The organism is Paenibacillus sp. LPE1-1-1.1, assembly GCF_040676435.1.
Lineage (GTDB): Bacteria > Bacillota > Bacilli > Paenibacillales > Paenibacillaceae > Pristimantibacillus.
Genome location: NZ_JBEGHY010000023.1, coordinates 946,754 through 967,293 on the forward strand (window position 1 = coordinate 946,754; position 20,540 = coordinate 967,293).

General features: G+C 49.0%; 24 protein-coding genes and 1 pseudogene. 4 read left to right on the top strand and 21 right to left on the bottom strand.

The annotated features are described in order from the left end of the window. Positions 1–30: 30 nt before the first annotated feature. From spoIIIAG to MRBLPE1_RS21210, 8 genes are all read right to left on the bottom strand, one after another. Entirely contained in the window at positions 31–663 is a 633-nt protein-coding gene (gene spoIIIAG, locus MRBLPE1_RS21175; protein WP_364149135.1) for a stage III sporulation protein AG, read from the bottom strand. A 28-nt stretch (positions 664–691) separates the two neighbouring features. Beyond that, positions 692–1,450 carry a stage III sporulation protein AF gene (gene spoIIIAF, locus MRBLPE1_RS21180; RefSeq protein ID WP_364149137.1) on the bottom strand — a complete coding sequence of 253 codons (759 nt, stop codon included), beginning with the start codon at positions 1,448–1,450 and terminating at the stop codon, positions 692–694. A 17-nt stretch (positions 1,451–1,467) separates the two neighbouring features. Further along, on the bottom strand, positions 1,468–2,715 hold the full coding sequence (spoIIIAE, locus tag MRBLPE1_RS21185; RefSeq protein WP_364149139.1) for a stage III sporulation protein AE: 1,248 nt from the start codon (positions 2,713–2,715) through the stop codon (positions 1,468–1,470). A 5-nt stretch (positions 2,716–2,720) separates the two neighbouring features. Then, a complete protein-coding gene (gene spoIIIAD, locus MRBLPE1_RS21190; RefSeq protein ID WP_364149140.1) occupies positions 2,721–3,116 on the bottom strand; it encodes a stage III sporulation protein AD in 396 nt (131 codons plus the stop codon). 39 nt (positions 3,117–3,155) lie between these two features. Continuing rightward, positions 3,156–3,359, bottom strand: a complete 204-nt coding sequence (spoIIIAC, locus tag MRBLPE1_RS21195; RefSeq protein ID WP_364149141.1) for a stage III sporulation protein AC — start codon at positions 3,357–3,359, stop codon at positions 3,156–3,158. A gap of 15 nt (positions 3,360–3,374) precedes the next feature. Beyond that, positions 3,375–3,893 (bottom strand): stage III sporulation protein SpoIIIAB, encoded by a 519-nt coding sequence (spoIIIAB, locus tag MRBLPE1_RS21200; RefSeq protein WP_364149143.1) that lies wholly within the window; start codon positions 3,891–3,893, stop codon positions 3,375–3,377. Continuing rightward, complete coding sequence (spoIIIAA, locus tag MRBLPE1_RS21205) at positions 3,890–4,939, bottom strand: stage III sporulation protein AA (RefSeq protein ID WP_364149145.1); 1,050 nt, start codon at positions 4,937–4,939, stop codon at positions 3,890–3,892. Before spoIIIAA ends, spoIIIAB begins: the two co-directional genes overlap by 4 nt. Positions 4,940–5,041: 102 nt before the next feature. Beyond that, positions 5,042–5,308 (bottom strand): YqhV family protein, encoded by a 267-nt coding sequence (locus MRBLPE1_RS21210; protein WP_364149147.1) that lies wholly within the window; start codon positions 5,306–5,308, stop codon positions 5,042–5,044. A gap of 135 nt (positions 5,309–5,443) precedes the next feature. Between MRBLPE1_RS21210 and MRBLPE1_RS21215 the strand changes: the two genes are divergently transcribed. Then, positions 5,444–6,157 carry a 2-phosphosulfolactate phosphatase gene (locus MRBLPE1_RS21215; RefSeq protein ID WP_364149149.1) on the top strand — a complete coding sequence of 238 codons (714 nt, stop codon included), beginning with the start codon at positions 5,444–5,446 and terminating at the stop codon, positions 6,155–6,157. 69 nt (positions 6,158–6,226) lie between these two features. On the opposite strand, the gene MRBLPE1_RS21220 is transcribed toward MRBLPE1_RS21215, so the two are convergent. The 5 genes from MRBLPE1_RS21220 to MRBLPE1_RS21240 form a co-directional block, all read right to left on the bottom strand. Further along, positions 6,227–7,480, bottom strand: a complete 1,254-nt coding sequence (locus tag MRBLPE1_RS21220) for an aspartate kinase (RefSeq protein ID WP_364149151.1) — start codon at positions 7,478–7,480, stop codon at positions 6,227–6,229. Between the two features lie 131 nt (positions 7,481–7,611). After that, a complete protein-coding gene (gene efp, locus MRBLPE1_RS21225; protein ID WP_053376760.1) occupies positions 7,612–8,169 on the bottom strand; it encodes an elongation factor P in 558 nt (185 codons plus the stop codon). A 28-nt stretch (positions 8,170–8,197) separates the two neighbouring features. After that, entirely contained in the window at positions 8,198–9,271 is a 1,074-nt protein-coding gene (locus MRBLPE1_RS21230) for a M24 family metallopeptidase (protein WP_364149153.1), read from the bottom strand. Between the two features lie 25 nt (positions 9,272–9,296). Beyond that, complete coding sequence (gene aroQ, locus MRBLPE1_RS21235; protein ID WP_364149154.1) at positions 9,297–9,737, bottom strand: type II 3-dehydroquinate dehydratase; 441 nt, start codon at positions 9,735–9,737, stop codon at positions 9,297–9,299. A 92-nt stretch (positions 9,738–9,829) separates the two neighbouring features. Next, positions 9,830–10,336: a YqhR family membrane protein gene (locus MRBLPE1_RS21240; protein WP_364149156.1), complete on the bottom strand. Its 507-nt coding sequence runs from the start codon at positions 10,334–10,336 to the stop codon at positions 9,830–9,832. A gap of 215 nt (positions 10,337–10,551) precedes the next feature. Here MRBLPE1_RS21240 and MRBLPE1_RS21245 point away from each other — a divergent pair, with 215 nt between their 5' ends. Next, entirely contained in the window at positions 10,552–11,514 is a 963-nt protein-coding gene (locus tag MRBLPE1_RS21245; RefSeq protein ID WP_364149157.1) for a DUF1385 domain-containing protein, read from the top strand. Between the two features lie 33 nt (positions 11,515–11,547). Beyond that, entirely contained in the window at positions 11,548–11,865 is a 318-nt protein-coding gene (locus MRBLPE1_RS21250) for a hypothetical protein (RefSeq protein ID WP_364149159.1), read from the top strand. Positions 11,866–11,939: 74 nt separating this feature from the next. Here MRBLPE1_RS21250 and mntR read toward each other — a convergent pair whose 3' ends face one another. Beyond that, positions 11,940–12,362 carry a transcriptional regulator MntR gene (gene mntR / locus MRBLPE1_RS21255; RefSeq protein ID WP_053376766.1) on the bottom strand — a complete coding sequence of 141 codons (423 nt, stop codon included), beginning with the start codon at positions 12,360–12,362 and terminating at the stop codon, positions 11,940–11,942. A gap of 210 nt (positions 12,363–12,572) precedes the next feature. Between mntR and splB the strand changes: the two are divergent. Further along, positions 12,573–13,641 (top strand): annotated as a pseudogene (gene splB, locus MRBLPE1_RS21260) (spore photoproduct lyase). Between the two features lie 16 nt (positions 13,642–13,657). Here the strand turns inward: splB and MRBLPE1_RS21265 are convergent. The 7 genes from MRBLPE1_RS21265 to MRBLPE1_RS21295 form a co-directional block, all read right to left on the bottom strand. Further along, positions 13,658–14,371 (bottom strand): cytochrome c biogenesis CcdA family protein, encoded by a 714-nt coding sequence (locus MRBLPE1_RS21265; protein ID WP_364149161.1) that lies wholly within the window; start codon positions 14,369–14,371, stop codon positions 13,658–13,660. A gap of 21 nt (positions 14,372–14,392) precedes the next feature. Then, the gene (locus MRBLPE1_RS21270) at positions 14,393–15,202 is read right to left on the bottom strand and encodes a metal ABC transporter permease (protein WP_364149163.1); all 810 of its coding nucleotides are present in this window, start codon (positions 15,200–15,202) and stop codon (positions 14,393–14,395) included. After that, on the bottom strand, positions 15,186–16,010 hold the full coding sequence (locus tag MRBLPE1_RS21275) for a metal ABC transporter ATP-binding protein (RefSeq protein ID WP_364149165.1): 825 nt from the start codon (positions 16,008–16,010) through the stop codon (positions 15,186–15,188). Before MRBLPE1_RS21275 ends, MRBLPE1_RS21270 begins: the two co-directional genes overlap by 17 nt. Before the next feature lie 58 nt (positions 16,011–16,068). Further along, positions 16,069–17,097, bottom strand: a complete 1,029-nt coding sequence (locus tag MRBLPE1_RS21280) for a metal ABC transporter solute-binding protein, Zn/Mn family (protein WP_364149166.1) — start codon at positions 17,095–17,097, stop codon at positions 16,069–16,071. 296 nt (positions 17,098–17,393) lie between these two features. Continuing rightward, positions 17,394–19,397: a methionine--tRNA ligase gene (gene metG, locus MRBLPE1_RS21285; protein ID WP_364149168.1), complete on the bottom strand. Its 2,004-nt coding sequence runs from the start codon at positions 19,395–19,397 to the stop codon at positions 17,394–17,396. A 403-nt stretch (positions 19,398–19,800) separates the two neighbouring features. After that, a complete protein-coding gene (gene yidD, locus MRBLPE1_RS21290) occupies positions 19,801–20,058 on the bottom strand; it encodes a membrane protein insertion efficiency factor YidD (RefSeq protein ID WP_364149170.1) in 258 nt (85 codons plus the stop codon). Beyond that, positions 20,058–20,495, bottom strand: coding sequence for a Fur family transcriptional regulator (locus tag MRBLPE1_RS21295; protein WP_364149172.1), 438 nt, complete (start codon positions 20,493–20,495; stop codon positions 20,058–20,060). Before MRBLPE1_RS21295 ends, yidD begins: the two co-directional genes overlap by 1 nt. Between the last annotated feature and the right edge of the window lie 45 nt (positions 20,496–20,540).

Below are 20,540 nucleotides of genomic sequence, written 5' to 3' on the forward strand. Positions count from 1 at the left end.
TGAACACCCTCCCCAACATTTCAATTTGGTTTATTGCTTGCTTGGCACAACAGAAATCCGATTAACCGGCACGCTGATGCCCTTCTCCACCGCATTCGTGATGAGGCGTCTGACCGTGGCGTTTTCAGCGCCTTTAGCGACTATGAGAATACCGCGTATACGCGGGTTAATCGTTTTGGTCACAATGGGCTTTTGGTCACCGGACACTTCATACAAAACGACCTGTCCTTCTTTTGTGATGGAGGTGATATGCCGTTTGCCGCCGTTTGGGTCATTCTCGTCCGTCACCTGCTGCGATTCCTGCGTATTTTGCACGATTTCTATTTCTTCCGTGGAATCGACGGTAACGAGCACATCTACAGTTCCAACACCTACGATTTTCTCAAGTATATCCTTTAGCCTTGTCTCCATGGAGTGCTCGATTGCGGTAAACAAAGATCCTGATGATGAATCCGAGTTGCTCCAAACCGTCTCGGATTGAGGCGGCGGATTTGGATCCTGCACAGAGGGCTCAACTCCCTTATAAGGCAAAAATGAATTCAAAATCATGAGCGCTGCGCCAATCCCCCCAACGATTAGCAATATTCGCAGCGTCCGTACCCGCTTCGGACCGCCTGGACCGCCGCCAATCGCTGATTCTATGCCCTCCAGCCATTTGGCCACCGCGCCTTACCTCCTTTCCGTTCCTATCCTAACGATTAGGCAACCGCTGCTCTGCTGGCTGCCTGACGATGATTTGATCCTCGGCGAGCCCCCAGCCTTTCGTAATCAAACTGCTGATTGCGGCTGCCGCCGCAGGATCCGCCCGTGACCACTTTCCGTCTGCCTGCTCCGATTCCATAGGTTGGCTGCTTGCAGCCTCTGAAGCTTGGCCGCTTGAAAGCGATCCGCCCGCTTCTATCGGCTCAATTTCCACATCGACTGTGACAGGCTGAACCTCTTCCACCGCATCACCTTCCTTTAGCATGCTTTTATTCTGCTCTTCCGGTTTGAGCGTGACGGTTACTTGACTAATATAAGGCGTTTGATTGCCGGAAACGTTAACCCACTTGAGCGTCGCATCCACTTCAGTTATCACTTCGTCCGTACGCTCGACCAGCTCGCTGCGGATGGAAGCCTCAAGCGTCCGTTCCGTCAATTTAGCGGCTTCAAAGCTGCGTTTCTCGCTCATCGCTTCGGCGTCCCGCTTGATTTGATTCAGCCCTGCCATCTGGTTCTCGCCAGCCATTGCCGTTTTGCTCCAATTTTCCATGCCTTCATCCAGCTTTCCTCCGATGTCGCTTTGGATTAGCTTTAAGATGGGCGAGAGTATGGTTAGGAGGATGAACAAGCCGATAACGAGACGCGCGTAACGCTGCATCGCCCGATTAGGAAGCAGCAGTTCAACGAACACCGCCAGCAAAATAACTGCGATGATATCTCTCAGCCAGTCGCTCAACCAAGCAATCACTTACCTCGTCCCCTTCCTTACCTCACCATCAACGACGCATTGCCTGCAGTCAAAATGATCGTAACCGCAAGAAAAAACATAAGACTGACGGCAGCCAGTGCCGCGAATACATAGATCATCGTCTTCCCGATCGTCTCCAAGCAGGTAACGATCGGTGAATCTCCAAGCGGCTGCATGACAGCGGCGGCTATATTGTAGATAAGCGCTAGCGTCAATATTTTGATTGCAGGGAACGCGCTGATGAATAGAAGAATAATTACGCCGGCCAGGCCTATGGCGTTTTTGGCGAGCATGGATGCCGAGATGACGGTATCCGCCGCATCGGAAAACATTCTGCCCACGACGGGCACGAAGTTTCCGGTGACGAATTTCGCCGTTCGCAGCGTGACCCCGTCAGTAACCGCGCCCGTAACGCCTTGTACCGATATGACGCCGAGAAACACGGTCAACAATACTCCCATGATGCCTACGCTGATGTTCCTTAGCAGGTTAGCCAGCTGCGTGACCTTAAACTTCTCGGAGAGCGCACTTGTGATATGGAGCACGGCCGAGAAAAAGAGAAGCGGAAACACCAGCGTATAGATGAGAGTACCGACGGCATGGATCATAAAAATAATGAGCGGATGCAGCACGGAAACCGTTACGACGTTTCCCATCGAGGCAAGGAGCGTAAGCAGCAGCGGAACCATCGACAGCATGAATTGGATCATGCTTTCGATTGCTCCCTTCGCATAGCCCATTGCGACATGGAAACTGTTCACCGCAATGATGATGAGCACCATGTACGTAATCGAGTAGGCAACCTTGCTTACCGCATTCCGTTCAAATGCGTTTTGCAGAGTTTCCAAGACCATGCTGAAAACCGTGAGCATGACGATCGTTACAAGCAGCTTCCCGTTATAAAGCACCTCATGCCAGAAATATTTCACTATGCCTTGCAGCATGTCCGTTAATTTAAGTCCGTCGCCGCCCGGCAAAATCATTTCCATGAAACTCGGAACGCGTTGATCCGGAAAATAACCGCCGTACTCGCTGGAAAGCTTATTCCAATAAGACTCTACGGCATCTGTATCAAGACCTCCCAGCTGCTCGTTTGCCATTTCCTGCGTCAGCTTATCGGCATCCGCTTGGTTGCCGGCGGGAATGGCCGCGGCCTCTGAATCCATCGCGTAACCAATATGCGGAACAAAAGAAAATAAAAATGTCGCAATCAGAATAAAAAGCAGGAGCTTGGCTCTCTCTCGGGCGGGAGCGAGCTTTATCATTGGCTTCAACTCCCATCCGGCAGCAGCCCGATAACCGTTTCAACGATAACGCTAATAATAGGAACGGCCATGACGAGAATAAATACCTTGCCGGCAAATTCAATTTTGGATGCGATGCTTTCTTGGCCGGCGTCTCTTACGATCTGCGCGCCAAACTCCGCAATATACGCAATTCCGATGATTTTTAAGACCGTCTTCAAGTAAATGGAAGGAATGCCTGATCGATTAGCCAGATCCTCAAGCACGGAAATGACAATTTCGATTTTACCGATCAAATACAGGAATATGAATACTCCCGTAAATGCCGCGAGCAAAAAAGCAAACATTGGCTTTTGCTCCCGAAGGACAAGTATGAGTACCGTAGCCATCAGACCCAGTCCGACGATTTGAATCATTTCCACTTCGCTCACCTGCTTGCATGAACGTCCTTAAGAAGACGTCTACTGAAACAAAAATATCGATTTAATTTCCTGGAACAATTCATTGAGGAGGCGGACAACCATAAACAAAACGACGATAAAACCAATAACGGTAACCCATTGCGCCATATCTTCCTTCCCCATTTGCTTCAGTACGGAATGTACCATTGCGATAATGATTCCGATCCCGGCAATTTGGAAAATGGCGCTCACATCCATGTTCATCTATGCGGCACCCCACTACACCATCAAAATGACGACCAGCACAGCAATCAATATCCCGAGACTTTTCCACATCTTCTCGTAACGCCCCTGATCGTCTCTCGCTGCGTCCTCCTCAGCCTTCAACTGCAATAACGCAAGATGAATATGCTTCATTTGATCATCCTTGTCGCTGATTCCGAGAGTGGATCCGAGGCGAATAAGAACAGCCTGCTCGTTTTTTTTCATCGAAGTCATATCCCATTGCTGTTTAATCGCCTGCTCCCAGCTGTCGCGGAAGGTGAAGCTTTCCGTTTCCCATACACCGCTTGCGGCTTTGCGGAAGATTGAAGCAAGCGGCTCGGGTGTTGCCGATGCCGTTCTCTCCAGCGCTTCCGGCAGCGGCGTATGTCCGTATCCGATTTCCGTCTCCAAACGCTGCAGGGCATGCGCGAGCTGCCGCAGCTGCCTTGGCCGTTCAGCGAATTTCGCAGCCTGCTGAAAGCCGATCATCGTCCCTGCAAACAAGAGGAGAACCGCGCCAAGCAGCTTTATCACGGGTCATCAGCTCGGTATCTGCCTGTAAGGGCATGTACAGCATCCGGCGCAGAACGATTTAAGTTTGAATGCTCGCGTGCGGTTAATCGCGCCGCAATCGCTTCTGCCGGTACTACTCGGTGCATGATGCCCTGCTCTGTCCGCTTAAGCTCAACCACATAGGTAAAAGCTCCCTCTTCCAGCAGCTTAAGCAGCACCGGCCTGCCTCTTGCATCCTGCAGGTCATAGGCATGCGCGGTGGCGACTATGCTGATGCCTGCATGGCTGGCTTCCCGGATCGCTTCGCCGTCCTCCGGTCTTCCGATTTCGTCAATGATCAGCACCTCGGGCGACATGGATCGCACGAGCATCATCATGCCTTCGGCTTTGGGACAAGCATCCATCACATCAGTTCTTGGACCAACGTCAAAGGTAGGTACCCCGCGAACGCAAGCCGCGATTTCCGACCGTTCGTCCACGATGCCGACTTTTCTACCTTGCCAGCCGCTGGCTTCCAAGGCGGGCCACAAACCATAGCTGACCGATCTGGCAATGTCCCTTATCAGCGTTGTCTTTCCTTGCTGCGGAGGCGCCAAAATTAACGTAGAGTGCAGCGACTTCCTTGTACGGTCGATAAGCTTTGGCAGCAGATGGGCGCTTGCCCCGATCACTTCTCTAGCTACCCGGATATTGAATGCGCCGATATCACGAATTCCGCGTACCGCGCCGCCATCCAATATCGTTCTGCCTGCAAGGCCGATGCGATGGCCTCCCGATACGGTGATAAAGCCTCTTCGCAGCTCCTCCTCCATCGCGTATAAGGAATAGTTGGTAATGCGTTCAAGCAGTTTTCGGCATGTATCCGCCGAGGGCTTGTATGCTCCATCGGCAGTCTGACGCAGCGAGCCGTCAATCATCATAAATCGAGACTGTCCGCGAAATCCTAATTCAAGCGGACGTCCCTCTCGAATCCGAATCTCCTCCAGCTGTTCTTGCATTTGTTCAGGAAGGCGCTCCAGCAGCGTCTTCAGCTCCAAAGGCAATAAATGCGCAACGCGTGCCAGCATTGATTATCACTCCCGGGTGTTTGTCCTTCGTAGTTCCTATTTGTATGCGTGCATCCCGAAAATATGTCTGCTTAATATGAGAATTGCTAGAGTTGCAATCTATTATTTTTTTAAAATACCGATCATTAAACAGATCACTCCCGCGCCAACCCACAAAAACTTCGACGGCGACAGCTTGTCAGACATCCCGACGAGACCGACCGTTGTCGTAGCAATGAGGATAAGCGGGCCTACTAAAGCAAGCGAGGAGTTTACGACAAGCGCTTTGTCGATTTGGTTCAGTCTGAGCATTAATAACGCGGCGCAAATTTCAATCGTTCCGGAAGTGAGCCGCAGCGAAGCCATCGTCATCACGATTTTATTAAGCATGATTGCGAACCTCCTTTCAAAAATCCGAATGTTACTTATTCATATGCATGCTTGTCTGGCTTTCATGCCGGACACCTGCCCAGTGGCAAGCGCATATCATAAGGTATTGAGCTTAAGAAGGGCGGAATACAAATCATGCAAGTGCAGGTTATATCCAGTGTAAATGAGGCTAGCTCCGCGAGGTTCCATCACAAGACGGCTATTATTATCGATGTATTGCGGGCGACAAGCACCATTATTGCCGCATTAGCTGCGGGAGCCTCCTGTGTCATTCCCGCCGAAACGGTCATGGAGGCCAGGGCGCTCCAGCGGCCTGGCGACCTGCTTGGCGGCGAACGCTTCTGCCGAAAAATCGCAGGTTTTGATTTAGGAAATTCGCCGGAAGAATATACCGAACGGATAGTCGCCGGAAAAAGAATCGTGCTAACGACAACGAATGGCACGAGAGCCATTCACAAATCGATGAGAGCCGACCATGTGCTGACCGCGTCTCTTCTGAATGCGGAAGCTTGTGCGCGGGCAGCAATCGAGCTCCGCAGGGATATCGTCATCTTATGCGCGGGAAGCCATGACGAATTTGCTATTGAGGACGGCTTATGCGCCGGGCTAGTGCTGGATAAGCTTCATACCTTAAGCCAGGCAGCCATTGAGATGGATGATTTTGGGACAGCGATGCTTGCGTTGTACCGCAACCGCGCGCAAAACGTGAAGGAAACGATCATGAATGGCATGACGGGGAAAAAGCTTATGAAGCTCGGCATGAAAAAAGATATCGAGGCTTGCTCCGCAATCGATATTTATCACGATGTTCCGCGCTTGAACGGCGACCAGTTAACGCGGAATGTTTAAGACGCAGAATAAAAAAAGGCATGCTCCGATATTCCGGAACATGCCTTTTTTTATAGTAAACCTTGTTTATTAACGACGGTCTTGCGGGCCGCCCACAAATGCCTGCTCAGCCGTATCAAGACCATATGCGGTATGAAGCGCACGCACAACATCGCTCAAAGGTTCCGCTGAAATGACGCACGAGCATTTGATTTCGGAAGTGCTAACCATCTTGATGCTTACCCCAAGGGATGAGATCGATGCGAACATTTTGGCCGCTACCCCTGGATTGCTTACCATGCCTGCTCCCACGATCGATACTTTGACGAGATCCGATTCCGATGTGGTTTCGCGGAAAGGAACCTTGCCGCGAATGCCTTCGATTACCGAGATCGCTTTATCCTTGTCGTCGCCGGATACGGTGAAGGAGAAGTCTGCTTTGCCGTCTTGCACGCCGCTTTGTACGATAATGTCGACATCGATGCCGTTCGCAGCCAATGCGCCAAACACATTTGCAAGTACGCCCGGAACATCCTCAACACCCAATATGCTTATTCTTGCTACATTTTTGTCAAACGCGATGCCGCGAACGACCACGCCTTGCTCCATGACCGCTTCCTCCTTCACACTAGTACCTTCGTTTTGGGTAAAGCTCGAACGCACAACCAGTTTAACATTGTTATGCTTTGCGTACTCTACCGCCCGCGGATGCAGTACAGCAGCACCCAAGTTAGCCAGTTCAAGCATTTCATCATACGAGATTTCATCTAATTTGCGTGCATTTTTCACGACGCGGGGATCGGTGGAGTAAATGCCGTCAACATCCGTATAAATCTCGCAGACATCTGCATTCATCGCTGCCGCCATCGCAACCGCGGTCGTATCGGAGCCGCCGCGGCCAAGTGTCGTGATTTCTCCGTCCTCCGTCATTCCTTGGAAACCGGCAATGATCGCTACGCTGCCTTGCTCCAGCGCTTTAAACACACGCTCCGGATGAATATTGGTCATCTTTGCTTTACCATGCACCGCTTCCGTGCGAATGCCTGCCTGCCAGCCCGTAAAAGAAACGGCCTTAGCTCCTAATTGGTGAACGGTCATCGACAGCAAAGCGATCGAGATCTGCTCCCCAACGGTTAAAAGCATATCCATTTCCCGCGCCGGCGGATTTGGATTAAGCTGCTTCGACTGATCGATTAAATCGTCTGTCGTATCTCCCATGGCAGAAACAACGACAACGATATCGTTGCCCTCTTGCTGCCTGTCAATTATACGTTTCGCTACGCGCTGCATCCGCTCCGGCGTTCCTACGGAGCTGCCGCCAAACTTCATCACTATCAACGACAAAGCTGATTCACTCCCAACCCTGACATATACATACAAGACAATATTATACCACAACGACCGCTGCTATGGGTATATCCACCTACAAAAAAAAACCGCCCGATAGGATCCGGACGGTTTGTAGACGCTGCTTACTAAGCCCGCGAGATGTATTTGCCCTCGCGTGTATCGATTAGCAAAACGTCGCCTTCGTTAATGAACAATGGAACTTGAACATTAAGGCCAGTTTCAACCTTAGCTGTTTTCGTAGCGCCCTGCGCCGTATTTCCTTTTACGCCCGGCTCTGTTTCAATAACTTTCAGTTCAACGCTGTTTTGCATTTGGATACCAAGAATCTCTCCTTGGTAGCTCGAGATGTTTACGTTCATGTTTTCTTTCAGGAAGTTAAGCTCCCATTCAAGCTGCTTTTTGTCCAAGTTGAATTGGTCGAAAGTTTCATTATCCATAAACGTGTACTCCGAGCCGGAGTTGTACAGGTATTGTACTTCACGGTTTTCGATAATTGCGCGTCCGATGCTCTCGCCCGCACGGAAGGTTTTCTCAACAACGTTGCCGTTGCGGAGATTTTTCAGCTTGGAGCGAACGAATGCCGCGCCTTTACCTGGCTTTACGTGCTGAAAATCGAGAACGGTGAAAATATCTGTGTCTACTTGCACGGTCAAGCCTGTTTTAAAATCGTTTACTGAAATCATTGCTGATTCCCTCCTGAATGAATAGTCCTTAGCCCAGAGTGATCAAGTCCTTCGGGGATGAGGTTAATATTTTAATACCGGTTTCCGTAATAACGATGTCATCCTCAATGCGCACGCCGCCGAAGCCTGGTACGTAAATGCCGGGTTCAACCGTAACCGTCATGCCGGGGGTTAAAATCGTTTCGCTTAGTTTGGACAATCTCGGCGCTTCGTGAATTTCCATGCCGAGTCCATGTCCTGTCCCATGACCGAATAAATCGCCATAACCGTATTTGGTGATGACATCGCGAGTAAGCGCATCCGCTTCCCGGCCTGTCATACCCGGTTTAATATGCTCTAAAGCGTGCAATTGCGCTTCGAGAACGATATTGTAAATCTCCAGATGCTTAGCTGTCGGCGTTCCTACCACCACTGTCCGAGTCAGATCGGAGCAGTAGCCGTTATAATAGGCGCCAAAATCAAGCTTCACAAACTCATTGTTACCAATAATGCGATCGCTGGCTACACCATGCGGCAATGCAGAACGTTCACCTGATGCCACGATGGTATCAAAGGAAGATGACGTAGCTCCGTGGCTTCGCATGTACACTTCCATCTCGAGCGCAATATCCGTTTCACGGACGCCCGGGTGAATGAGCTTCAAAATATGCTGGAAGGTGTTGTCTGCGAGATCGGCTGCCTCCTGCATCACTTGCAGCTCAGCATCGTCCTTAATCTGGCGAAGCTGCTCAACCAGACCTGAAGCAGGCTCCAGCGTAATGCCGGTTAGCGTTTTGGTCCAAGACAAAAATTCGCTGTACACAACATGATCCTGCTCAAAAGCTAGCTTAGATACCTTTTCCTGCGTCAGAATTTCCAGCACGTCAACAAGCGGATTAGATCCGTGCTCGACGATCTGAAAACCGGCAGCTTGAAGCGGGGCTTGCGTACGGTAACGGAAATCCGTAAGCAGGTAACTCGCGCTCCCCGTAATCAGCACCATGCCCGACGAACCGGTGAATCCGCTTATGTAGCGTCGGTTATATTCGCTTCCAATTAGAATCGCTTCAAAGCGATGTTTTTCCATCAGCTGGCGAAGTCGCTTTACTCTATCGTTTGGCATAACCGTTCCACCCTTTCATGACTTCTTACAATTTGTCCAAGTGACGCACTAGCGCAGTTAAACCGAGTTCATAGCTGTGCGAACCAAAGCCGGCAATTTGGCCGACTGCGATTGCGGCAACGACGGATACATGTCGGAACGATTCCCGTTTATGGATGTTCGACATATGCACCTCGATGACCGGCAACCCAATGGAACTTAGGGCATCGCGCAGCGCGTAGCTGTAATGCGTCCAAGCGCCGGGATTTATGACGATGCCGTCTGCTTTGCCGAACGCGCTATGTATCCGATCAATCATTTCGCCTTCGTGATTCGTTTGGAAAAATTCAACGGAGACGCCAAGCGTCTCAGCTTTATCCTTCAAGAGCGATTCGATGTCTGCCAGCGTTTCCGACCCGTATACAGCAGGCTCACGAGTACCGAGCATGTTCAAGTTCGGTCCGTTCAATATAACGATTTTGTGCATGAATGCACCTCCCAGGCAACCGAATCCATCATAGGTTCAAAGATCAATAGCCATTTTACCACAAATGTCCTCTGCTTGAGAAGTACAACTCATTACTGGATCTTTATCGGCTCCCTCGAAGCTTCATCCGTAAACTCGAATGCAATCGAATACCCGATAAATATTCCCCATAAAAGAAAGACGCACAACTCGGTATACAGCGTATTCCAGCCTTGTTTCCGTATGCCTTCCATGATGCCAAGCAGCGGTCCGGCAACAATAAAAATGATAACCCACCAGACGGCTCCGTATAATACGCCGGGCCATGGTCCCCGCAATTTGCCAAGCGCTATTTTGTAAAGAAAAGCAGCGGCAATCGAAAAGAGAACGAAAAAGGCGATTCCTAACACCTCTCCCCAGCCCGTCTTTAAAAAAGATTCCTTGAAAAACGGATCCGCGGCAAACCCCGGCATTATCGTCGTAAATTTCATTTCATAGAACATCCAGCGCACGATACCCCAAATAAGCCCCGCGAAAAAACCGATTTGGAGCGAATACAGCCAAGGGTTCGTATGATGCTGCGTTTGATCATAGCCGTTTTTTTGCTTCTTTTTCGCCATTTTGAAAACCTCCGCTCATCTATCCTTTGTCATCCGGTTTAGTATGTGAAAAAGTTCCGATTCATAACCGCCGGATATCTTTCACTGGCCCTCCGCTTCCAATATGCTTTCGTTGGCAATTAGCTATGGGATCAAGTACAATAGACTTACAAAGTTTAAGGTACATTCGTCGTAACAGCTAAGACGATATTCCACTCAAGGAAGGTGACAAGCACTTGCCGCAAGACTCCCGAAGCATTTATGGCGGACAAGCGGTTATCGAAGGCGTTATGTTTGCTGGCAAACACGTTAACGTAACTGCTGTCCGGCGCAAGAATGATGAAATCGTATTTTACGAGGTACCCCGCACAACCAAGAGATGGATTCAAGCTCTCAAAAAAATCCCGCTCGTTCGTGGCGTGGTTGGTATACTTGAATCAAGCGCCAAAGGTTCGCAGCATTTGAATTTTTCAATGGAAGCCTATGCCGAGGATGAGGCCAGCGAGGAAAAGGAAACAAATCCGGCAGAGCAAGCCCCTATGATCAAGGAAGAGAAAAAGCAAGGCTGGAGCCTAAGCATGGTTGTCGGCGTAGCCGTCGCGGGTGTGCTGTCCTTTATTTTCGGAAAGCTCATTTTCACTGCAGCTCCCGCAGCAATCGAGGAATTGCTTTTCGCCGGGGTATTTGTTAACAAAGTCGGTCATAATTTATTAGAAGGACTTATCAAAATCATTTTATTGCTGGCGTATTTGTATTTCATCTCCATGACGCCGTTAATTAAGCGTTTGTTTCAATATCACGGCGCTGAGCATAAAGTCATAAGCTGTTATGAGGCTGGCGATGAGCTAACGATCCGGAATGTACAAAAATACAGCCGGCTCCACTACCGCTGCGGCTCAAGCTTTATCGTATTCACGGTAATCGTCGGCGTTGTTGTCTATTCGCTTCCATTCTTTACATGGGATTCGATTTGGGAGCGCGTATACATCCGGATTTTATTGCTTCCGCTTGTTCTAGGCCTCTCGTATGAAGTATTGCGCTGGACCAACGCTTTACGCGAAATTCCGGTATTGCGCTACCTCGGGTACCCGGGGCTGTGGCTGCAGCTGCTTACAACGAAAGAACCTCGCGACGAGCAGGTTGCGGTATCCATCGCTTCTTTCAACCGCATGCTTGAGCTGGACAAACAAATCAAATAGTTTATCGAATGAAAGGAAAGGTGGTATTTAAAAATGAGCAGAACAACCGGTAAATGGAATGTGTGGTCCATTACATTTTTGGCGCTTCTGGTAATTGGGCTCGTATACAGCGTTATCTTACGCCCACTAACCTTTCTCATTCCAATTGTGGTGCTTGGCGGAATCTTCTTGTTATATAAATATCCGCCTGCTTTCTTAAGAGGATATAATTCGCAGCAGAGCCGAACGCAGGTCAAGCAGAGCCGGGCGACAGCCGCGAAATCCAAAGTAAACAAGCCGCGCTCCAAAACAGTCCCTTTCCGCGTCATTGAAGGCGGCAAGGAAGACGATGATTTGCCAAAATACCATTAACGAATACGGCTATAATCAGAAAAGGTCTGAAGCGCGATGCTTCAGACCTTTTTTTCGTCCATTTTTCGTATGTATTACTCGCTGTCCATTTCCGCCCGAACGGCACGCAGCTCGTCCATTCTCTGTGAATCCCTGCGGAAATATTCAACCAATGTTTCAATACAGGTAATGGAATCCCAGCTTAAATGATGCTCGATTCCTTCGACATCCTGATAAATGTTCTCGTCCTGTACGCCGATCGTCGTTAAAAAAGATTCTAACAGCTGATGGCGGTCGACAAGCCTTTTACCCATTTTCTTGCCTTTATTCGTCAGGACCAGCCCGCGATACTTCTCATAAATCAAATAATTATCCTTGTCGAGCTTTTGGATCATCTTGGTTACGGAGGACGGATGCACCTCTAGTCCTTCTGCAATATCCGAGACACGTGCATAACCTTTTTCGTCAATTAACTTATAAATTCTTTCCAAGTAGTCTTCCATGCTCGGTGTCGGCACTGAAGAACCCCCTAACCATACATCTTCACCTTACTTCGTAGGCGTTACTCTTAGTATCATACACTGTTCGTTGCATTCACTGCAACCCGTTCGGCATTCCATCATCGTTTTCCAAATCCAAATGGCTCTTGAACTTACCAGTTTCAACGGCGCTTATCCTCCATACAATAAGTTGATTCTGAATCGATTAAGCCACTGGAGGAATGACCGATGAGCACTGTCCTTCTCGATCGTCCCAAAACGGATCGATCCACCCTCTCCTTCGTTCCCGAGCTTGTCTATTTTGAGCCCTCTGCCTTAGATTATCCAAAAAGAACAGCGGATTTTCGAATGGGTAAAAAAGGAAGGCATTCCTTATCGGATGACAACCTCACACAACCGCATCACCAACTTGCCTGGAGATACCGAGCTGGAACAATATAAAATCGCCAAACGCACGCTTGTCGTCGGCATCCGTAAAACGTTAAAATTCGATACCTCGAAGCCTTCGGCCGAATATGCGATACCGATTGCCACAGGCTGCATGGCCCACTGCCATTACTGCTACTTGCAGACGACTTTAGGCGCCAAGCCTTATATTCGGGTTTACGTAAATATCGACGATATTCTTGAAGCCGCACGCGGTTATATCGAGGAGAGAAACCCGGAAGTTACCCGGTTTGAAGCAGCCTGCACCTCGGATCCCGTGGGACTTGAGCCGATAACGGGCAGTCTGCGCGAGCTCATTGATTTTATGGGCGAACAGGAGAATGGCCGGCTTCGTTTTGTGACCAAATTCCATCATGTCGATTCACTTCTAGATGCCAAGCATAACGGACATACCCGCATTCGCTTCAGCGTCAACGCGAAATACGTGATCAAAAACTTCGAGCCGGCCACATCAAGCTTTGATCAACGCATTGAGGCCGCAGCTAAGGTAGCCAGGGCAGGTTATCCGATGGGCTTCATCATTGCTCCGATAATTTGGCACGAAGGCTGGGAGGATGGCTATGGCGAGCTTATAGCCGCGATTGCTAAGCAGCTCCCGGCCGATGTGACCAAGGATTTGACCTTTGAGCTGATACAGCATCGATTTACAAAAACGGCGAAAGCCGTCATTGAGAAACGATACCCGCGCACAAAGCTGGAAATGGATATCGAAAAACGAAAATACAAGTGGGGACGTTGGGGACAAGGGAAATATGTTTATCCCGATGAACAAGCAAATGCGCTCCGCATGTATATATCGGAGCGCATTTTCGATCATTTTCCTGAAGCGAAAATTGAATATTTCACTTAACATATCTATGCTGTTTCTAGAAAGCAAGCCATTCCGGGGTAATCATGTTTAACCAAATGGTAATTTTGGTCATTTGGTCCGTAAATAACAAGAGACCCATGAGAATCATGACGGCTCCGCCGATTTTCATAACGGCAGCGGAATATTTCAGAATCCATCTGGCCGTGCCTAAGAAAAAGGCAAGTACAAAAAAAGGAATCGCAAAACCGAGCGCATAGGCTGTCGTCAATTGGAACCATGTTCCCGGTTCCGTTGCGGCAAGCCCTAATATAGCGGTCAATGCAGGTCCCATGCAAGGGGTCCAGCCTGCAGAAAAGCCGATTCCGAAAATAAACGAGCTGACGTAATTTGCTTTTTTAGGAATCAAATTCATCCGCCGCTCTTTCATCAGGAGCTGAGGCTGGAATAGGCCAATCAGGAAAAGGCCCATTAAAATAATTAAAATAGCGGATAATTGCCGGATCAGCTGCCTGTACTCGCTAAAAAATTCAGCAAACACATTCGTTCCGTATCCTAACGCATAATAAACCGTACAGAATCCCAATATGAAAAACAGCGTATGCGACATCGTTCGCATGCGTTTTTGTTTGGCATTCGAATTTTCCTTCAGATCCGCCACTGAAATTCCCGTTATGTATGATAAATACGAGGGGTAAAGAGGCAAGCAGCAAGGTGAAATAAACGATGCAAAGCCGGCGCCGAAGGCCAGCCAAATGTTAATGTCTGACAAACCCTTTTCCCCCTATCCAAATCAACTGCCCGCGCGTACGCCGCGCCGGAATACGAGCAGCAACAGCAAAACTGCAATGAGCAGCAGCACAATGGTACCGCCAGGCGCCAGATTCCATACGCCCGCTATGATTAAGCCCGCAATAACGGCAAGCTCGCCAATAATGACAACCGTTATAACGCTTTGGCGGAAGCTCCGCGAAATAATCAAGCTGCATGCGGCCGGAATGGTCAGCAGCGCGGAAACCAGCAGCGCGCCTACGATTTTTATCGAAACGCTAATAATAAGAGCGGTGAGCACGCTAATCATAACATTATAAAATTTAACGGGCAAGCCGCTGACAGCTGCCGCATCCTCATCGAAAGTGATCAAGAAAAGCTCCTTCAACTGCATCCAAATCGCAACGAGTACGATGATTGTAACCCCGCCGATCACATAGAGATCCGTGTTGTTCAGCGTATAGATGCTGCCGAATAAATAGCTGTTCACGTTGTTATTGAAGCCCTTTCCCATCGTGAACAGCAACGATGCCAGCGCAACCCCTCCAGACATAATAATGGCGATGGACAGCTCCGCATACGATTTATATGCTTTGCGGAGCTTTTCTATGGCAAAGGATGCGGCAATCGCGAATATTAATCCTACAGCTATCGGATAGACTCCGATCAAAAAACCGAGCGCAACGCCTGCAATCGATACGTGAGATAAGGTGTCTCCTATCATCGACAGCCTGCGAAGCACAAGAAATAAGCCCATGAGCGGGGCCGTTACGCCAATAAGCAACCCGCCAATAAGGGCCCGTTGAAAAAATTCACTAGTTACGATCTCCAATCAAAACAACCTCTTTCCTGCTCTCCATTTGTTCCCTAAGACCTTTCAAGCTGTGCGCCAGGTCATTCTCCACGCAATCCTGCGTTTCATGCGAATGCTTAATATGAAACTTAAGCTTTCCGTTTGCTGCCGCCGGCTCTTGTCCCAAGTAAGAACGGATCATATCCAAATCATGGGAGACCATCAGAAACGTAATATTATGATGCTGATGCATATGCTTAATCATATGGAAAAAGCTTTCTTGCGTTTCGGTATCTATACCAACCGTCGGTTCATCCAGAATCAGCAGCGACGGATTGTTGATCAATGCCCTTGCCAAAAATACACGCTGCTGCTGTCCGCCTGACAGCTGACCTATGCGCTTATCTTTTAAGTCATCGATCCCCATTGCATGAAGGGCATCGTCGCATTTTTGATTGTCCGCTTTGTTCATTTTTTTGAACAGCTTGCTTCTTCCATATAACCCGGAAAGGACGACTTCGCGAACCGTAGCGGGGAACAACGGGTTTAAGGAATTTTTCTGAGGGACATATCCGATACGCTCCCATTGCTTAAACCGGTCTACTTTTTCTCCAAACAAACGAATCGTGCCGCTGGTAGGTTTAAGCAAGCCTACAATCATTCGCAGCAGCGTTGTTTTCCCTGCGCCATTCGTCCCTATCAAGCCGATAAAGTCCCGTTCCTTCACCGCAAAGCTTAGATTTGAAATGACGGTCTGCTGTTGAAAAGAAAAGGAGACATCCTCCAGTGAAATAACCTCTTGGTGACAACTGGCGTCGGCATTTGCCATTCGATTTAATTGCGCCATAATTTCTCTCCTCACAGCAATACGGAGCTTTATCAGCTCCGTAGGTTTGCCTTTTGTTCTATTGTAATGCTTGCACAAGATTTTGCAAGTTTCGTTCCATAAGCGTGAGATACGTTTCTCCGTCTTTTTCCTGGTCCGGCGTTAAGCCTTCAAGCGGATTGAGCACCATCGTTTCTACGTCAGCCTCGTTCGCCAACGTCTTGGCAAGCTGATCCGATACGAGCTCCTCGAAAAAGATATATTTCACGCCGTTGGCTTTAACAAACTTTGAAATTTCCAGCAAATCCTGCGCGCGCGGTTCCGCATCAGGGCTTAATCCCATAATCGAAACCTGTTTCAACCCATAGTCGCGGGCAAGGTATCCAAAGGCTTGGTGAGAGGTCACGATATCCTTATTCGTCGTTTGGGCAAGCTTGGCGGTATAATCCGCATCGATGGATTCAATCTTCGTTTTTAACGCCGCATAGTTTTTCTCATAATCTGCTTGGTTCGCGGCATCCGCTTCGATCAAGCTATTTTTAACGTTTTCCGCCAGCTTGAGCGCTGATTTCGGACTAACCCAGGTATGCGGGTCCACGCCGCCATGCTCAGGGGCTTCCTCATCCGCATGCTCATCTTCATGTTCACCTTCATCTTCATGCTCATCCTCGGAGCCTTCGATCAGCGTAATCCCGTTGCTCATTTCCTTCGTAATGACCTTACTGTCCTTCGACAAACCCTTCAGGAAACCGTCAACCCAGCCCTCGAGTCCAGCTCCGTGATATAAAAACAGCTGTGCTTTTGAAGCGGTGTCCAGATCTCGGCTCTTCGGCGTCCAGTCATGCGGCTCTATTCCCGAAGCGACTAAGTTAACCGCTTTTACATGGTCTCCGCCAATTTCTGAAGCAAGATAATACAGGGGATAAAAGCTGGTTACTACGCTAATCTGCTCGTTATCTCCGTTGCCGGCCGCAGTTCCGCCTGTTGAATTATTCGTTGATGAACCCGTATCATTTGAATTATTGCCGCATGCCGAGGCAAGCAGCATCATCGCCGACAAGAAAAGGCAAAGCGCTGCCTTGCGTAACGTAATTTTTGAATCTTTCATTCGGTTATCTCTCCATTCTATCTTCTCTTCTTCGTAATCGTTATTATTACGTTCTGTATTATACGATGCCTTTTAAGAGACTGTCAACCCTCTTTACCTGCTGGTTTGTAAAGTTACGGCGTCTATCTTGATATGCTTTTTTTATGCTCAGCTATTTAATTATCTGTATGGACCAAAATCAAGGGATTTATGATAGAGAGTTAACGGAACGGAATAAAGCCAGAAAAAAAGAGGCGTCCCTCTGTCATTGCGACAGGTGGAACACCTCTTTTGTCTTTCATGCGAATACAGTTTTGTTATTTCACTACCGCTCCGTTTGGCATATCCTCCGGCACGGTTGCAAGCGTCAGCTGATCGCCATGCGATGCGGCAAGAATCATGCCCTGCGACCATTCACCGCGCAGTTTTACAGGCTTCAGGTTCGTGACACAAATGACTTTGCGCCCGACCATTTGCTCCGGCGTGTAAAACTTTGCTATGCCGGATACGACTTGTCTTTGCTCAAATCCAAGATCGAGCTGAAGCTTGAGCAATTTATCCGCTTTGTGCACGGGCTCAGCGGCAATAACCTGCGCAACGCGCAGCTCAACCTTAGCAAAATCATCAATTGCGATTTCTTCTTTGGTCTCGGCTGGCGCTTGCGAAGCTGCTTTTGGATCTTGCACATCCTTACCTGCAGCATCCGTCTGTCCAGCAGCTTGCTCAGGCTGCGCGCCCCCGCCCATTGCAGCGGCAATAAATGCTGACTCCTCTGCCGTATCCAAGCGCGGAAACAACGGAGCGCCTTTGCTTACTTTCGTTCCGCCAGGCAGGGAACCGAATTGCTTGGTGCTCTCCCAGGTCGTTAACTCGCCTTGTTCTAAGCCTAGCTGCTTCCACATTTCCCGCGGGGAATGGGTCAAGAACGGTTGAAGAAGAATAGAAACAATACGCAGCGATTCCGCCAAATGATGCATCACGGATGCCAGCTCGGCATTTTTAGCCTCATTCTTAGCCAAAGCCCACGGCTGCGTTTCATCGATATATTTGTTCGTGCGGCTGACAAGCTGCCATAATGAGGCAAGCGCTACCGAAAACTCCATATTTTCGAGCGCAGCTTCTACCTGTGCTATCGTTTCACCTGTCAGCTTCTGCAAAGATTCATCGAATTCCGTTACTACGCCAGCAAATGCCGGTACAACGCCATCGAAATATTTATCGATCATTGCAATCGTACGATTAAGCAGATTGCCGAGATCGTTAGCCAAGTCAAAATTTATACGTTCAACAAAGTTTTCCGGCGTGAAAGTGCCGTCAGCTCCGAATGGCACCTCGCGCAACAGGTAATAACGAAGGGCATCGAGACCATAACGGTCAATCAGCATGACAGGGTCAACGACATTGCCTTTGGATTTCGACATTTTGCCATCCTTCATCAGCAGCCAGCCATGGGCAAAAACCTTCTTCGGAAGCGGCAAATCCAGCGCCATCAGCATGATCGGCCAATAAATCGTATGGAAACGAACAATTTCCTTCCCGACCAAATGAACGTCGGCAGGCCAGAAATCTTGGAACTTTTGATCGCTGCCTTCATTGCCATAGCCTAATGCCGTAATATAGTTGGACAAGGCGTCTATCCACACGTAAATAACATGCTTGGGATCTCCGGGAACCTTAACGCCCCAATCGAACGTCGTGCGCGACACGGCCAAATCCTCGAGACCCGGCTTAATGAAGTTGTTGATCATTTCATTTTTACGGGATTCCGGCTGAATGAAATCCGGATTGTCCTCATAATACTGCAGCAGTCGATCAGCGTATTTGCTCATCCGGAAAAAATAGCTCTCTTCCTTTACGAGCTCGACCGGTCGGCCGCAGTCAGGGCATTTGCCGTCATCGAGCTGGCGTTCCAGAAAAAACGACTCGCAAGGCGTACAATACCAGCCTTCATAGGCACCCTTATAAATATCATCCTGCTCCAAGAACTGCGCGAATATTTTTTCGACTACCGTTTTATGGCGTTCCTCCGTTGTCCGGATGAAATCATCATTCGAGATTTCAAGCTTCGCCCAAAGATCCTTGATGCCAACGACGATATTGTCCACAAACTGCTGCGGGGTTTGATCCTTTTCCTTCGCTTTGCGCTCAATCTTCTGGCCGTGCTCATCCGTACCGGTCAGGTACCACACATCAAAGCCGCGAAGACGTTTGTAACGAGCCATTGCATCGCCCGCCACCGTTGTATAGGCATGGCCGATATGAAGCTTGTCGCTTGGATAATAGATTGGCGTCGTGATATAAAAATTATTTTTTTCCGTCATCAGAAATCCCCCAGTCCTATTTTTGTAAAAAAAAAACGCAAAAAACTCCCGTCCATCATGGGACGAGAGTTTGAACTCACGCGGTACCACCCAAATTTCGATCCGGAAATGTCCGTAATAACCGGCATTTCAAGAAAGCTTCGTGTGCCGCCTGCTGGGCGGCTAACGCCGATAACGCTAGCTTCGCGTCGCTCCCTTGCCAGCCCTGAATGATGGCTGCAGCTCGAAAGCGAATCCTCCCGGACCATTTTCTAATAGTGTCCCCTGCCGGCTTGCACCATCTATCCCGGCTCTCTGCAAAGGTTCTGCTATTATACTTATCCGTTCCCCGGACATATAAAGAAATCTAGATTTCATTTTAACCGTTTATAAATCAAAATATACCGAAGTATGCCCCTCCCTGTCAAGGAGCATCTGCCTTCTCTTCTTTGGCTCGCGGCACAGGGTCATACCCGCCGGCGTTGAACGGGTGGCAGCGGGCAATTCGCTTGACCGCGAGCCAGCTCCCCTTGGCTGCGCCATGCTTCTCGATTGCCTCAAGCGCATACATCGAGCAGGTCGGGTAGAACCGGCAGGAAGGCGGCGTCAGCGGCGAAATTACCTTACGGTAGAAATGGATCGGAGCTTGGGTTACTCTGCGCATGACTCGTTTATTCGGCATTAAGCTTCGTTAACTGCGGACTCTTCTTGAATACAAGCTTTGCAATAGCCGAACACCTCGAATTTATGCTTCACCACCCGGAAATCATCGGGTACGCTGGTTTGCTCCATCGGGCAAAAGGTGATCGGATAAGTCATGCCGCATTGCAGGCATATCATATGATGATGATGGTCATGCTCCCTGCAATGAAGCTTGAACTTGCCGCCGTCTTCGAAGATGACCTGCTCCAGAACGCCTAGCTCTTCCATGACGCGAAGATTGCGGTATACGGTATCAAAGCTGAGCCCGGTATAGGATTTTCCCATATATTCATAGACTTCTTTAGGTGCCAAATAGCCCTGAGTCTCCGAAAACAGCTTGGCCAACGTTTTTCTTTGATCCGTTATTCTCAATCCTTGACTAGACATGCGTCGTATAATGTCTTCCATCGTATGCATATGTCGAACCTCCGGACTAAAAATGGTTTATCTCCATAATGACGA

Bases quoted from the DNA above. Each gene is read 5' to 3' on its own strand.
- spoIIIAE (WP_364149139.1), bottom strand. From the start codon at position 2,715: ATGATAAAGCTCGCTCCCGCCCGAGAGAGAGCCAAGCTCCTGCTTTTT.
- spoIIIAC (WP_364149141.1), bottom strand. From the start codon at position 3,359: ATGAACATGGATGTGAGCGCCATTTTCCAAATTGCCGGGATCGGAATC.
- spoIIIAA (WP_364149145.1), bottom strand. From the start codon at position 4,939: ATGCTGGCACGCGTTGCGCATTTATTGCCTTTGGAGCTGAAGACGCTG.
- MRBLPE1_RS21210 (WP_364149147.1), bottom strand. From the start codon at position 5,308: ATGCTTAATAAAATCGTGATGACGATGGCTTCGCTGCGGCTCACTTCC.
- MRBLPE1_RS21215 (WP_364149149.1), top strand. From the start codon at position 5,444: ATGCAAGTGCAGGTTATATCCAGTGTAAATGAGGCTAGCTCCGCGAGG.
- efp (WP_053376760.1), bottom strand. From the start codon at position 8,169: ATGATTTCAGTAAACGATTTTAAAACAGGCTTGACCGTGCAAGTAGAC.
- MRBLPE1_RS21230 (WP_364149153.1), bottom strand. From the start codon at position 9,271: ATGCCAAACGATAGAGTAAAGCGACTTCGCCAGCTGATGGAAAAACAT.
- aroQ (WP_364149154.1), bottom strand. From the start codon at position 9,737: ATGCACAAAATCGTTATATTGAACGGACCGAACTTGAACATGCTCGGT.
- MRBLPE1_RS21240 (WP_364149156.1), bottom strand. From the start codon at position 10,336: ATGGCGAAAAAGAAGCAAAAAAACGGCTATGATCAAACGCAGCATCAT.
- MRBLPE1_RS21250 (WP_364149159.1), top strand. From the start codon at position 11,548: ATGAGCAGAACAACCGGTAAATGGAATGTGTGGTCCATTACATTTTTG.
- MRBLPE1_RS21275 (WP_364149165.1), bottom strand. From the start codon at position 16,010: ATGGCGCAATTAAATCGAATGGCAAATGCCGACGCCAGTTGTCACCAA.
- MRBLPE1_RS21280 (WP_364149166.1), bottom strand. From the start codon at position 17,097: ATGAAAGATTCAAAAATTACGTTACGCAAGGCAGCGCTTTGCCTTTTC.
- metG (WP_364149168.1), bottom strand. From the start codon at position 19,397: ATGACGGAAAAAAATAATTTTTATATCACGACGCCAATCTATTATCCA.
- yidD (WP_364149170.1), bottom strand. From the start codon at position 20,058: ATGCCGAATAAACGAGTCATGCGCAGAGTAACCCAAGCTCCGATCCAT.
- MRBLPE1_RS21295 (WP_364149172.1), bottom strand. From the start codon at position 20,495: ATGCATACGATGGAAGACATTATACGACGCATGTCTAGTCAAGGATTG.